We start from the raw sequence: 13,197 nt of genomic DNA on the forward strand, positions 1-13,197 counted from the left end.
CTTTCTATTTTATCGACAGCGCCGGCCGTCAGGGGGACTGGCTTCGCTCCTGTCGGTCAATTCGCCGCTGGGTCTGTCCGACCAAGGCTTCGATTTCGGGATCCCCGGCCAGAGATTGTCTGAGGGCGATGAACCGGTTGGCATAGGTGGAAACCGGCTGTTCCTTTTCCCTGCCCGGCGCTGGCTGCCCCGCCTCGGCCCATGCGGTTCGGCCGTGCCAGTCGATGTCGAGAATCCCCACATATTTACCCCTGATTTCGGTCTGGGCGAGCAAGGACCTGTTGATCGGGACCGGGTCCATGTTGCCGATGACGTGACCAGCCTGGAGAATCAGGGAGATTGAACTGTGTGCTCGGGCTATCTCCTGGTTTTCGCTGAAGGAATAGTTGGATAACAGCAGAATGAAATCCGCCTCTTGCTCGGCCCTGGCCAGAACCGGAGGCAGCGCGGTCCGCCAGTCCAGCACCACGAAGTCCTTGGAACCGTTGGGAAAGGAGGCATGATCGGTGAGCGCCAGGATGGCGATCCTGATGCCGCCAACCTGGCGGTGGATCACGGGCGCGAACAGCGGGTTGCCGGTCGAGGAGTCGACGAGATTGAGGGAAAGCCAATTGAATGCCGGCGGCTGGTGGAAGGCCTTGAGAAAGGCGCTGCCCGCTGCCAGGTCGCGCGCGCCGATACCGGCAAAGGTGGCGCCCATTTTCTGGCTGGCCTGGAGCACGCCGTCGGCGGCTATTTTTGCCTTCTCCGCGTCATCGGCGGCCAACTGCTCCCGCTCGAACAGCAGATTGCCACCGGTGACGACCAGTGCCGGCCACCGGGGATCGTTGCTCTGTTCCTTGACAAGGAAGGCCCTCCTGGACAGACCGCCCAGTTTGCTGTTGCGTCAGCCGCAGCCGTCGAGTTCGCCGAGATTGTCGTTGCCGTAGATCAGTCGGAAAGAGGCGGCTTGGGAGCCGGATGCGGTGAAGAGGATCAGCAGTGCCGGAAGCACGAACTGGGCCGCCAGGTCATGCAGTGTTTTTTTTGTGCGCATGGTGCTGTGCCCGTTGCTTGAGGATTTGTTTCCATTTGGTGAGCCGATCCTTGATCACCGCTTCGTAGCCGCGATTGGTCGGTTCATAGTAGACGGTGCCCGCCAGTTCCGGCGGCAGGTGCTCCTGGGCGACCAGCGCGTCGCGGTCATCGTGGGCGTACTGGTAGCCCCGACCGTAACCGAATTCCTTCATCAACGTGGTCGGGGCGTTGCGCAGATGGAGGGGGACCGGCAGGGAACCGGTGCGCTGGATGTCGGCCCGGATCTTCGCAAAGCCGGCGTAGAGGGCATTGCTTTTCGGGGCGGTGGCCAGATAGGCGGCCGCCTGGATCAGGGCCAGCTCGCCCTCCGGCGAGCCGAGCATGTGATAGGCGTCGCGGCAGTTGAGGGCGATCTGGAGGGCCTGGGGATCGGCATTGCCGATATCCTCGGAGGCAAAGCGGATCATCCGCCGGGCCAGGTACAGAGGGTCCTCGCCGCCGGCCAGCATCCGCGCCAGCCAGTACATGGCGCCGTCGGGGTCGCTGTCCCGCAGGCTCTTGTGCAGGGCGGAGATGAGGTTGTAATGCTCCTCGCCGCCGGCATCGTAGCGCAGGGTTTTCTGTTGCAGGGTTTCCCGGACGCAGGCCGCGGTGATCGTCCGGGGGGCCTCGTCCTCCGGTGCCTGCCGCTGGCGCGCCTCCAGGGTGAGGTTGGCCGCGGTCTCCAGGTAATTCAAGGCTCGGCGGCAGTCGCCGTCCGCCGCCTCCGCCAGCAGGCGCACCGCCTCCTCTTCCATGGCCAGGCGGTGTGCACCCAGGCCGTCGTCGGTGTCGGCAAGCGCCCGCCGGACGACCTGCGCGATATCCTCCGGCCGCAGGGGAGCGAGCAGCAGCACCTGGCAGCGGGAGAGCAGCGGCGCGGTGATTTCAAAGGAGGGATTCTCGGTGGTGGCGCCAATCAGGGTCAGGAGGCCGCTCTCCACATGGGGCAGGAAGGCGTCCTGCTGGCTCTTGTTGAATCGGTGGATCTCGTCGACGAACAGGATGGTGGCCTGGCCGCTCTGCTCCCGGAGGGTCTTGGCCTGCTCGACGATCTGCCTGATCTCCTTGACGCCCGAGAGCACGGCGGAAAAAAAGACGAAATGGGCGGCAACGGCACGGGCGAGGATGGTGGCCAGCGTGGTCTTGCCGGAGCCGGGCGGCCCCCAGAAGACCAGGGAAGGAATGGTGCCGCCCTCGATCAGTTGACGGAGAAATTTCCCCTCGCCGACCAAGTGCTGCTGGCCGACAAAATCATCCAGGCGTTTGGGGCGCATCCGTTCGGCGAGCGGACTGTGGCGTGGCGTGCGTGCGGGCATGGCCGGGAGTATACCCTACTCCTGTAAAAATGGACAGGCAGGAGGCAACCTCGACGCCGTTTCGGGCCAATTCCTTGCCTTGCCTCTTTCGGAATGGTAATGTAGGCAAATACAACACTTCCGAAGGCAAACCCATGGGCACCCCTATGCATACGGCCGTAGTTCTCTGCACCCACGACGATCGCCAGGCCGAGGCCATTGCCGCCGCTTTGCCGTGGTTGCAGACGATTCGCTGTCGGGACGGGGAGTCGGCCCGGCAGGTATGCCTGACCCAGGAAGCGTGCCTCGTCCTGATCGTGGATGCGCCTCCCCGTACCGACGGCTGCCGCGTGTTTGCCGAACTGAGTGCACTTCAGCCCGGTCTCGCCGGAGTGCTGTTTTCCGGCGCCGTGGACTCGGCTCTTCTTCACCATGCCTTGGAGGCGGGGTTTTCGGGGCTGGTCGAACTGCCGATCAATGCGATGCAGGCCAACCGGGTGGTCAATCAGGCCCTGGAGCGGTATCGGCTGCAACGGGAAAACACCCGGCTGCGCACCCTCATTCCCCTGTACAGCCTGGGCGAGCAATTGGCCGCCGCCGCCAGCGAGGAGGATATCCTGGCACGATTGCTCGATGCGGTCGAGCGGCAGACCGGGGCGCGCCGCAGTTCGGTGATGCTGTACGACCAGGAAGAGCGCTGTCTGCGCATTGCCGCCGCCCGCGGCCTGGATCCCGCCCTTGCCCGGTCAATCTGCCTGCAACCCGGCGACCAGATCGCCGGCTGGGTGTTCCAGCAGGGGAAACCGGTTCTGCTCAACAAGGAAGACCAGGAAGAGTCCGTCTTTTCGCCGCTGTTGCAGCAACCGGATATCGTCTCGTCCATCTCCTTCCCCCTGCGGATCGGCGAGCGGATCATCGGTGTGCTCAACATCAGCCAGAAGGAGACCGACGAACGCTTTTCCGAGGCGGACAACGAAATGCTCGCCATTCTGTGCAGCCAGGTCGCCATTGCCCTGGAGAATCTGCGCGCCCGTCTGCAACTGACGGAAACGATCCGCATGCGGACCCTGTTCGAGCAGTATGTGGCCCCGGAGGTGGCCGAGCTGCTCCTGGCGCAGAATTCCGATCTGATGGGCCTGGGCGAGATCAAGCAGGTCACCGTGCTTTTTGCCGACATCCGCAACTTCACCCGCCTGGTTCAGCAGATCGATCTGCAGTCGTTGCGATCCTTTCTCAATGAATTCTTCCATTTTTTCACCGAGGAAGTGTTCCGCCACCGGGGGACCGTCGACAAATTCATGGGAGACGCCGTGCTGGCCGTGTTCGGGGCGCCGGTCAAGCTGGACGGACCCAGTCTGGCGGCGGCACATGCCGCCGTGGCGATCAAGACGAGATTTGCGGCGTTGCGGGAGCAGTGGAGCAGCCGCAGCGAGAAGTTCAAGGGGGTCGATCTGGGGATCGCCGTCACCAGCGGCACGGTTTTTCTGGGCAATATCGGTTCGACCAGGCGGCTCGACTACACGGTGATCGGCAACGAGGTCAACATTGCGCAACGGCTGGCGGCCGAGGCCTCGGCCTGCCGGATTTACACCACCGACGCCGTGCGTTGTGAAATAGCCGGCAGTTTCGACCTGGAAGAGCTGGGCGAGATCGAACTGCGCGGAGTCGAGAACAAGACCCGCGCCTTCTGTCTACTCGGCGGCAAAGAACAACAAGGGCTCTAGATCGGCAGCCCTTCCCCCCGGGACGCAGGGAGGCGCCCTAAACCCGGTAGTGCTTCCGCCACCATGCGCCCCGCGCCTCCTGATCCCGGCGCATGGCCGCCCGCAATTCCCGCATCTGCTTCCTTTCCGGATCCTCCGTGAATTCCACCCCCATCTTGAAGGCCCTGATCTCGCCCTGCCGGAAAATATCCAGCCAAATGGGATGGGCGGTCAGGATATGGGGGCCGAGGTCCGGCGGCTGATCGATGGTGAGCCGGAGCACGGCCTCGTCGGTGTCGCGGGTCGAGTGGAAGACGTGAAAGCCGTGGTTCATGATCTGGGTCATGAGGAGACAGGCCCCGTGGGCCGAAATGTCGATGATCCTGCCGGAAAAAGGGCCGGCGAGCATCCGGCCGTCCTGCCCGTGCACCACATGGATTTCGAGGGGGAGAAAGTCGACGATCCGTTCGGATCTTCGTTGTTCAATGGTCATAAGAGCCCGGTCTTTTGTTGAGCGATGGTGATCGGGGATGAAAAAAGCGGCATCCCGGTGTATGATGGCACTCTTTCCGGTAGAGTAGCACACCGCCGGGGGATTGAACATGTGTTTTCACGTGGACAGGCAGCAACGGTCTTTTTCCGACGCGCTGCCTGTTTGCTTTTGGTGCACTCGGGGAGTGGAGGAATGGAACTTGGTCGATGGGAGCTGCTGCGCTCCCAGTGTTACGTCAACGGCAGGTGGATCGACGGCGCGACGGGCGACAGGATCGCGGTCGTCGATCCGGCGACCGGCGCCACCGTCGGCACGGTGCCGGCGCTGGGGCGGCGGGAAACCGCTGCCGCCATCGAGGCCGCCCACCGCGCCTGGCCGGCCTGGCGCGCCCTGACCGCCAAGGAACGGGCCCATCTGCTGCGGCGCTGGTACGATCTGCTGATCGCCCATCAGCAAGACCTGGCCGTCATCATGACCATGGAGCAGGGTAAACCCCTGGCCGATGCCCGGGACGAGATCGTCTACGGTGCCGGATACATCGAATGGTACGCCGAGGAGGCCAAACGGGTGTACGGCGACACCATCCCCATGGGCCAGCCGGGCAAGCGGATCATCGTCCTCAAGGAACCGGTGGGCGTGTGCGCCGCCATCACGCCCTGGAATTTCCCCTCGTCGATGATCGCCCGCAAGGCGGCCCCCGCGCTGGCGGCCGGCTGCCCGGTGGTGGTCAAGCCGGCCAGCCAGACCCCCCTGTCCGCCCTGGCCATGGCCGCGCTCGCCGACGAGGCCGGCATCCCGCCGGGCGTTTTCAATGTGGTCACCGGGCCGGCGGCCGAAATCGGCGCCGAGATGACCGCCAACCCCCTGGTCCGCAAACTCAGCTTCACCGGGTCGACCGCGGTGGGCAAGCTGCTGATGCGCGCCTGCGCCGCCACGGTGAAGAAGATTTCCCTCGAACTGGGCGGCCATGCCCCCTTCATCGTGTTCGACGACGCCGACCTCGAGGCGGCGGTGCGCGGGGCCGTGGCCTGCAAGTATCGCAATTCCGGGCAGACCTGCGTCTGCGCCAACCGGTTTTTCATCCAGGAGGGGGTGTACGAGCAATTCGCCGCCAGGCTGGTGGCGGCGGTGCGTGAGCTGAAGGTCGGCAACGGTTTCGAGGCCGGGATGCAGCAGGGGCCGCTGATCGATCTCGACGCCGTCCGCAAGGTCGAGACGCAGATCGCCGACGCCGTGGGCAAGGGCGCCCGCATCGTCTGCGGCGGCAGGCGGCTCGGGGAGGCCGGCTTCTTTTTCGAGCCCACGGTGCTGCTCGACGCCACCACCGCGATGCACATCGCCCACGACGAGACCTTCGGCCCGGTGGCCCCGCTCTTTGTCTTCAAAAAAGACGAGGAGGCGGTTGCCCTGGCCAACGATACCCCCTACGGCCTGGCCGCCTATTTCTACAGCCGGGACATCGGCCGGATCTGGCGAACGGCCGAGGCCCTGGAGTACGGCATGGTCGGCATCAACACCGGACGGATGTCTTCTGAGGCGGCGCCATTCGGCGGGGTCAAGGAATCGGGCATCGGCCGGGAGGGTTCGAAGTACGGCATCGAGGAATACCTGGAACTGAAATATCTCTGTCTGGGAGGTCTGGAGCAACGCCCCTGACCGGCGATCAGCCGTGGGGATCGGCCGGTTTGAGGTCGCGGCTGTCGACCAGGGCGTAGGCGCTGTGGTTGTGGATGGACTCGAAGCTCTCGACCGCCACCGAAAACCAGGCGATATCGGCGTGGGCAAGGGCCTTCTGGGCGACCTGGCGGGCCACGTCCTCGACGAACATCGGCCGGGCATAGGCCCGTTCGGTCACGTATTTTTCGTCGGGCCGCTTCAGGAGGGCGTACACCTCGGAGGAGCCGCAGGACTCGGCCATGGCGATCAGGTCTTCCAGCCAGATCAGGGCCAGCGGCCGGACGGTGAGGGTGATCTCGGCCCGCTGGTTGTGGGCCCCGGCCGCGCTGATCTCCTTGGAGCAGGGGCAGAGGGTGGTGACCGGCACCACCACGGTCAGCAGCGGTTCGCCGCTGGCCGCCGAGGAGGCGGTGAAGGTGCACTGGTACTCCATCAGGCTGGGCGTGCCGCTCACCGGCGCCTTCTTGGCGATGAAGTAGGGAAAGCGCATGGTCAGCCAGGCCTCGGCGGCCTGCAGTTGTCGGCACACCTCGGTGAGCAGCTCCGGAAAAATGCCGGCGTGGATGTCCGGCAGGAAGCGGGTCAGCAGGGCGGCCATGGTGCTGACGCAGGATTCGAGCCGGCCCCGGGGCACCTGGGCCTGGAGGTCGATGGTGGCCACGGTGTGCTGGATGCCGCCGCCCTTTTCGGGAATGCGGACCGGGCAGGTGAACTGGTTGATGCCGACGGTGTGCAGGGACATAAGGATACTTCTCGCGGAGGATGAGCCTGCCCCTTACCTCATTTTCGCGGCTTCGGCAACTCTCTTGGCGTCGCCGGCCGTCCCAGGGGCGGAGGAGGGAGCGCGGCCGCTTCTTTGTTTGATCGATCCGGACAACCGTGGTATTTTGCCGGGATAAAAGGAGCGCCGGTGGCGGACATGGAACAGGTACGGATCGATAAATGGCTCTGGGCGGCCCGGTTTTTCAAGACCCGGTCCCTGGCCGCCAAGGAGGTGGGGGCCGGCCATGTGGCGGTCAACGGCGACAGGGTCAAGCCGGCCCGCATGGTGCGGACGGGCGATCTGCTGACCATCCGGCAGGGCTTTCTCGAAACCTCGGTCCGTATCCAGGAGGTCAGCGAGCGGCGCGGCCCGGCAGTGGTCGCCCGGACCCTGTACGAGGAAACCGGGGAATCGCTGGCCAAACGGGAACAGGTGCTGGCGGAACGCGCGGCCATGCAGCTGCATGCCAGTCAACCCGACCGGCGGCCCGACAAGCATGAACGGCGGAAGATCCGCCAATTTCTCAAAAAAGAATAAGCAGGGGACAAACAGAGATGAGACGAGTGGAGCGGGCGCTGATCAGCCTGACCGATAAATCCGGATGCGAGGAATTTGCCAGGGCTCTGGCCGCCATGGGGATCGAAATCCTGTCCACGGGCGGCACGGCCCACAAGCTGCGTGCCAGCGGCCTGGCCGTGACGGATGTGTCGGCATTCACCGGCTTCCCCGAGATGCTGGACGGTCGGGTGAAAACCCTCCATCCCCTGGTGCACGGCGGCATTCTCCATCAGCGCGACAACGCGGCTCACCGGGAGCAATGCCAGCGGCACGGCATCAAGCCCATCGACATCGTGGCCGTCAACCTCTACGCCTTCGCCAAAACCGTGGCCGCGCCCGGCTGCACCCTGGCCGACGCCATCGAAAATATCGACATCGGCGGCCCGACCCTGCTGCGGGCATCGGCCAAGAATTTTCAGGACGTCACCGTGATCGTCGATCCGGCCGATTATCCGCAGGCCGTGGCTGAATTGCAGGCCCAGGGCAACACCACCCTGGCCACCCGGTTCCGTCTGGCCCGCAAAGTCTTCGAGCTGACCGCCGCTTACGATGCCGCCATCGCCCAATGGCTGCGCACCGTCGATCCGGCCACCAATCCCTATTTTGCAGGAGCCGAGCATGCGTAACATGGCGGTCCTGCTCTCCGGCAGCGGCAGAACCCTGGACAATTTTCATGAACGGATCGCGGCCGGCAGCCTGCGCACCCGGATCCGGGTGGTCATCGCCAACGTCGCCGACGCCCTGGGCCTGGAAAAGGCCAGGCGGTACGGCTATCCCGCCTTCCATGCCCCGGACAACGACGAGATCAACCGGATTTTGGCGAACTACGAGGTCGATCTCGTCGTTCTGGCCGGCTATCTCAAGCTCTACACCCCGCCCGCCCACCTGCGCCGTTCAGTGCTCAACATCCATCCGGCGCTCATCCCGTCCTTCTGCGGGGCAGGCTTTTACGGCCACCACGTCCACGAGGCGGTCAAGGCACGGGGCTGCACGGTGAGCGGCTGCACCGTCCATTTCGCCAACGAACTGTACGATCAGGGGCCGATCGTGCTCCAGCGCTGCGTGGCCCTGGAGGACGGTGACACCCCCGACGACATCGCCGCCCGGGTGTTCGCGGTGGAATGCGAGGCCTATCCCGAGGCGATCAATCTGGTGGCCGCCAAGGGCGAGGCCTATTTCTGGGAGAGGGTGCACCAATGACCGCACGGACCATCATGATCGGCAGAGACATCGAACGCAGCCTGGACCGCATCGGCATGGAGATCGTGGAGCGCAACCACGGCGTCGCCAACCTGTCGATCGTCGGCATCCACACCGGCGGGGTCTACCTGGCCCAGCGCATCAAGCAGCAGATCGAAGAGCGCGAGGAGGTCACCCTGCCCGCCGGCACCCTCGACATCACCCTGTACCGCGACGACTGGAGCCTCATTTCCCAGAACCCGATCGTCAAGAAGTCGGATATCGGCTTTCTTCTGGAAGACAAGCGGGTCATTCTGGTCGACGACGTCATCTTCACCGGCCGGACCATCCGCGCCGCCATGGATGCGATCATGGATTACGGCCGGCCCTTGTCGATCCAGCTGGCGGTGCTGGTCGACCGCGGCGGTCGCGAGCTGCCGATTCAGCCCGACTATGTCGGCATGACCGTCACCCCGGCCGCCAACGAACGTGTGGATGTCCTGCTTGCAGAGAAGGACACCCGTGACGCCGTGGTCATCACCAAACGATAAAGCCGGCAGCGGCCGTGCCGGCACTCGGTGGGGTTGCCTGCGGAAACCTTTTGCTCGCGAATGCCCATGAACGGCTCATTGAACACCCCGTCCATCCCGCCGGATCTGGAGGCGGTCTGCCAGCGCGTCCGGGAAAAGGCGGAGAGCTACGAGCACTACAACTTCACCCAGGGACGCAACGACTTCCTGAAGGCGTTCTTCGATCTGGCCCAGGAATACGATTCCCTCGACGATTTTTACCGGATCTGTGTCTCCGTTCCCCTGGCCCTGGTCGGCGTCGCCAGCGGACTCTATCTGTGCGAGAACCGGGAACGCGGCCTGCAACTGGTCTGTTCCAGCGAGGATGGGGTGCTGGCCGAACCGCGGCCGGCGGACTATCCGGTCCAGATGCAGGAGATGCCGTACGAACTGGGCGGCTCCTACATCATCCCCATTTTCAGCAAGCAGCCCTTTTCCAAGGATACCGACGACCGTACCGCGGACCGGCAGATGAAACTGTGGGACGATCTGCGGGGATTGTGCGGCAGCGGCCGGATCCTGGGGATGTTCGAAGTCCGGCGCAAGGAACGGCTGACCGAGTCCGACAAGTTTTTTTTCGCCAAATACGCCAACCGGATCGGCTACAACCTCGACAACCGGCTGATCGCCCGGCAGAACATCGAACGGTTGAAATTCATCAACACCCTGGTGATCGATATTGAGCACAACATCATCGTGCCCAATATGTATTTCCGGCATCTGTTCAACCAATTGAAGAAGAAGATCGGCCTGATCGAGGAACTGAAACGCGAAATCACCTCGAGCCAGGAAACGCCCGCGCCGCGATGCGGCTACTGTTTCGGCCGCCTGCAGGCCCTGCAGGCGGACCTGGTCAAATACCACCAGGAAATCGTCAAGCATCACGCCAACATGAGCCTGTTCATTGAAAGCCTGTTCCGCAGGGAACATTTCGAGCGTGGCCACTTGGTACTCCACCCCAAACGATGCTTTGTCGAAAAAGAGGTGATCCTGCCCCAACTGGACCACTACGCCAGCCGGCTGCAGGCCGCCAACGTCACCGTTGACCGGCCGCAGAACATGTACGAGGAGGAATTCCCGATCCTGGTCGACATCGGTCTGCTGGCCCAGGTCTATGCCAACCTCTTCTCCAATGCCGCCAAGTACACCAAGGAAATCATCGATCACCGGGGACAGGTGCGGAAGGCCATGGCCTATGGCCGGGAAATTGTCGACAATTTCCCGCATCCCGGTAAAAAGGGGATCAAATTCAACGTGTTCACCACTGGGGCCAGCATGTCGGTGGAACAGGGCAACCGGTTGTTCCAGGAAGGGATGCGCGGCGACGACAATCTGGATATTCCCGGCACCGGCCACGGCCTGTCGTTCATCCGCTTGGTGGTCGAGATGCACGGCGGCAAAGTCGGCTACGAACCGACACAAGAGGGCAACAACTTTTATTTCATCCTGCCCCTGCCGCCGGTCGATTATCCGCCGGCCCTGTACCACAACGCCGGGTAGGCCCGCCCTAGTCCGGTAATTTTCGTTTTGTTTCGCGGTTACAGCCTTCTTCACTCTCTCGGTTTCCGATGGTCCCCTCTGCCATGAGCACGTCCGTCCCCGTCCCCGCCATGGAGCTGCTGGCCCCCGCCGGCACAATATCCGCCTTCGAGGCCGCCCTCGAGGCGGGCGCGGATGCGGTCTACGTCGGCGCGCCCGGCCTGAACGCCCGTGCGCTGGCGCGCGATTTCACCCTGGCCGAGATCGCCGCCATGACCGGCCATGCCCACGAGCGCAACAAGAAGCTCTATGTGGCCATGAACAGCCTGGTTAAGGAAGACGAGATCCCCCTGGCCCTGGAAACGCTGGCCGTGCTCGACGGCATCGGGCCCGACGCCCTGATCATCCAGGACCTGGGCCTGTTGCTGCTGGTGCGCCGCTTTTTTCCCCGGTTGCAGGTGCACGCCTCGACGCTGATGACCGTCAACCATGCGATGGCGGCCGATTATTTTGGGGCCTTGGGTTTTTCGCGCATCGTCCTGGCCCGGGAATTGAGCCTGGATGAGATCCGGGCCATCCACCGACAGAGCGACATGGAGTTGGAGATCTTCATTCATGGGGCCATGTGCTTCAGTTATTCCGGACTCTGCCGCTTTTCCAGCCTGCACGGCGGCAAGTCGAGCCTGCGCGGCCAGTGCGTGCAGCCCTGCCGCCGCCGCTACGACTGGCTGCCCTCGGGCAAGCGGGCCGGCGCCGGCCAGGGCGGCAAGGGCGGTGGCTATCTTTTCTCCATGAACGATCTCAGCGGCATCGATCATTTGGCCGGGGTGCGGGCGGCCGGCGTGGTCAGCCTCAAGATCGAGGGGAGGCTCCGGTCGGTGGCCTATGTCCGCAGCACGGTCGGGGCGTACCGCCTCGCCCTGGACGCGCTCGATGCCCCGGTCGACCGGAGGGCCGGCATGCTCGCCGAGGCGCACCGGCTCCTGGATGCGTCCATGGGGCGGAAGCGCGCCTCCGGATTTTTGCTCGCCGGCCAGGAGGACCGGTTGATCGTGCCCCGGCTTTCCGGAAGCACCGGCGAGGTGATCGGCAGGGTGGTCCGGCTGGAGATTGCCGCGGGACAAAGGGTGGACCGGGCGGCGACGGCGCAGGTGGTGTTGCAGGCCCCGGTCCGGGTGGGCGACCGTCTGCGGCTCTACCAGGAGCGCACCGGCGACCGGACGAGCTTCACCCTGCGCTCCCTGACGCTCAAGGGGAAGCAGGTGGCGGAGGCGGAGGCGGGGCTGACGGTGGGTATCGGGCTGGCCGGCATCGAGGTGAAGCACCTGCGGCAGCCGTTTGCCGGGATTCTGTTCCGGGTCGATGTGAGTGGGCGCGATGAGAAGAAACGTTCGGCTGTGGCGCGGGCGGCTGAGCGCATGATTGTGCCGTTGCCCGATCCCGCAGCGCTGGCCCACCGGTTGGCCGATCTTGACATGGAGCCCGCAACGGACCAATCGAGCTCGACGGGGCAGCAGGCGGGCGGAGGCCGCCGGACCGGCCGCGGCGCGCCGCAGCACGGCCGGCCGACATCGCCGGAATGGTGGCTCAAGGTCGCCACCCCCGAGGCGATGACGCTCCGGTATCCCTTCAAGGTCGCCAGGGTGCTGGTCGAACTCACTGAAGAGACATTGGCTTGGGGCCTGCACGGCAGGCAGCGGAAACCGGGAGGCGTGCCGTTGGTCTGGACCCTGCCGCCGGTGCTGCATCAAGAGCGGCTGCCCTGGTACCGCGAAGCGGTGGCCCAGCTCCGGCGCCAAGGAGCGAGGTGTTTCCAGATCGGCCACATCGGCCAGATCGCCCTGTTCGTCGATGGGACCGGCCAACTGCCAGCCGACGGTGGCCTGGAACTCTATGGCGACTTTACCTGCAATATCCTCAACAGCGCCGCCCTGCGTCTGTATGCGGCGCGCGGGCTGGCCGGGGTGCAGTTTTCCCTGGAAACAGACCGGGCCACCCTTGCCGCGGCCCTGGCCCATTTCTCCCGTAGCGTCTCTGCGCCGGGGACGATGCGCATGAAGGTCGGACTCACCGTGCACGGCCGGCCGCCGCTCTTCACCGCGCGGCTCGACGCCCCCCATTTCCAGGGGCAGCGATCCTTCGCCAGTCCGCGCGGCGAGCGGTTCTATCTCGACCGCCGGGGGGAGGCCGTCTCCGTCCACTCCCATACCGTCTTCTCCCTGTTGCCGCATGCGGACGAACTCGTTCGGCTGGGTATCGACTACCTCGTTGTCGACGTCAGCCATGGCCAACCGAAAAGGATAGCCGCCGAAGTGACCGCCCTGCTCAGCGGCCGGGGCGAACTGCCGCCGTCTTTTTCCGGGAACTATGCTGGCATCCTTTCATGAAATGCGGTAAAGGCAAAGCCCAATTGTGCCGATCC

Annotated in this window: 13 protein-coding genes; 8 read left to right on the forward strand and 5 right to left on the reverse strand. The window is 64.4% G+C overall.

The window, feature by feature from the left end; translation table 11 throughout:
* Positions 1-28: 28 nt before the first annotated feature.
* The 3 genes from Q362_RS0113640 to Q362_RS0113650 form a co-directional block, all read right to left on the reverse strand.
* Positions 29-766: a bifunctional UDP-sugar hydrolase/5'-nucleotidase gene (locus Q362_RS0113640; protein ID WP_028319145.1), complete on the reverse strand. Its 738-nt coding sequence runs from the start codon at positions 764-766 to the stop codon at positions 29-31.
* A gap of 120 nt (positions 767-886) precedes the next feature.
* Positions 887-1,036 (reverse strand): hypothetical protein, encoded by a 150-nt coding sequence (locus Q362_RS23695; RefSeq protein WP_157470135.1) that lies wholly within the window; start codon positions 1,034-1,036, stop codon positions 887-889.
* A complete protein-coding gene (locus Q362_RS0113650; RefSeq protein WP_028319146.1) occupies positions 1,011-2,375 on the reverse strand; it encodes a replication-associated recombination protein A in 1,365 nt (454 codons plus the stop codon). The genes Q362_RS23695 and Q362_RS0113650 overlap by 26 nt, the downstream gene beginning before the upstream one ends.
* A gap of 146 nt (positions 2,376-2,521) precedes the next feature.
* On the opposite strand from Q362_RS0113650, the gene Q362_RS0113655 reads away from it, so the two are divergent.
* Complete coding sequence (locus Q362_RS0113655) at positions 2,522-4,078, forward strand: GAF domain-containing protein (protein ID WP_211248498.1); 1,557 nt, start codon at positions 2,522-2,524, stop codon at positions 4,076-4,078.
* Between the two features lie 37 nt (positions 4,079-4,115).
* On the opposite strand, the gene Q362_RS0113660 is transcribed toward Q362_RS0113655, so the two are convergent.
* Complete coding sequence (locus Q362_RS0113660; RefSeq protein WP_028319148.1) at positions 4,116-4,550, reverse strand: PilZ domain-containing protein; 435 nt, start codon at positions 4,548-4,550, stop codon at positions 4,116-4,118.
* Positions 4,551-4,742: 192 nt separating this feature from the next.
* Here Q362_RS0113660 and Q362_RS0113665 point away from each other — a divergent pair, with 192 nt between their 5' ends.
* On the forward strand, positions 4,743-6,206 hold the full coding sequence (locus Q362_RS0113665) for an NAD-dependent succinate-semialdehyde dehydrogenase (RefSeq protein WP_028319149.1): 1,464 nt from the start codon (positions 4,743-4,745) through the stop codon (positions 6,204-6,206).
* A 7-nt stretch (positions 6,207-6,213) separates the two neighbouring features.
* Here Q362_RS0113665 and Q362_RS20705 read toward each other — a convergent pair whose 3' ends face one another.
* Entirely contained in the window at positions 6,214-6,975 is a 762-nt protein-coding gene (locus Q362_RS20705) for a GTP cyclohydrolase I FolE2 (protein ID WP_281172891.1), read from the reverse strand.
* Positions 6,976-7,146: 171 nt separating this feature from the next.
* On the opposite strand from Q362_RS20705, the gene Q362_RS0113675 reads away from it, so the two are divergent.
* From Q362_RS0113675 to Q362_RS22340, 6 genes are all read left to right on the forward strand, one after another.
* Positions 7,147-7,527 carry an RNA-binding S4 domain-containing protein gene (locus tag Q362_RS0113675; protein WP_035216810.1) on the forward strand — a complete coding sequence of 127 codons (381 nt, stop codon included), beginning with the start codon at positions 7,147-7,149 and terminating at the stop codon, positions 7,525-7,527.
* Positions 7,528-7,544: 17 nt separating this feature from the next.
* Entirely contained in the window at positions 7,545-8,174 is a 630-nt protein-coding gene (locus tag Q362_RS0113680) for an IMP cyclohydrolase (RefSeq protein ID WP_028319151.1), read from the forward strand.
* Positions 8,167-8,748, forward strand: a complete 582-nt coding sequence (gene purN / locus Q362_RS0113685; protein ID WP_028319152.1) for a phosphoribosylglycinamide formyltransferase — start codon at positions 8,167-8,169, stop codon at positions 8,746-8,748. The genes Q362_RS0113680 and purN overlap by 8 nt, the downstream gene beginning before the upstream one ends.
* Positions 8,745-9,278 carry a bifunctional pyr operon transcriptional regulator/uracil phosphoribosyltransferase PyrR gene (gene pyrR / locus Q362_RS0113690; RefSeq protein WP_028319153.1) on the forward strand — a complete coding sequence of 178 codons (534 nt, stop codon included), beginning with the start codon at positions 8,745-8,747 and terminating at the stop codon, positions 9,276-9,278. The genes purN and pyrR overlap by 4 nt, the downstream gene beginning before the upstream one ends.
* A gap of 66 nt (positions 9,279-9,344) precedes the next feature.
* A complete protein-coding gene (locus Q362_RS0113695) occupies positions 9,345-10,796 on the forward strand; it encodes a sensor histidine kinase (RefSeq protein WP_084312737.1) in 1,452 nt (483 codons plus the stop codon).
* An 83-nt stretch (positions 10,797-10,879) separates the two neighbouring features.
* Positions 10,880-13,162 (forward strand): peptidase U32 family protein, encoded by a 2,283-nt coding sequence (locus tag Q362_RS22340; RefSeq protein WP_157470137.1) that lies wholly within the window; start codon positions 10,880-10,882, stop codon positions 13,160-13,162.
* Positions 13,163-13,197: the final 35 nt, after the last annotated feature.

Origin of the sequence: Desulfobulbus elongatus DSM 2908 (assembly GCF_000621145.1) — a bacterium.
GTDB classification, from domain to species: domain Bacteria; phylum Desulfobacterota; class Desulfobulbia; order Desulfobulbales; family Desulfobulbaceae; genus Desulfobulbus; species Desulfobulbus elongatus.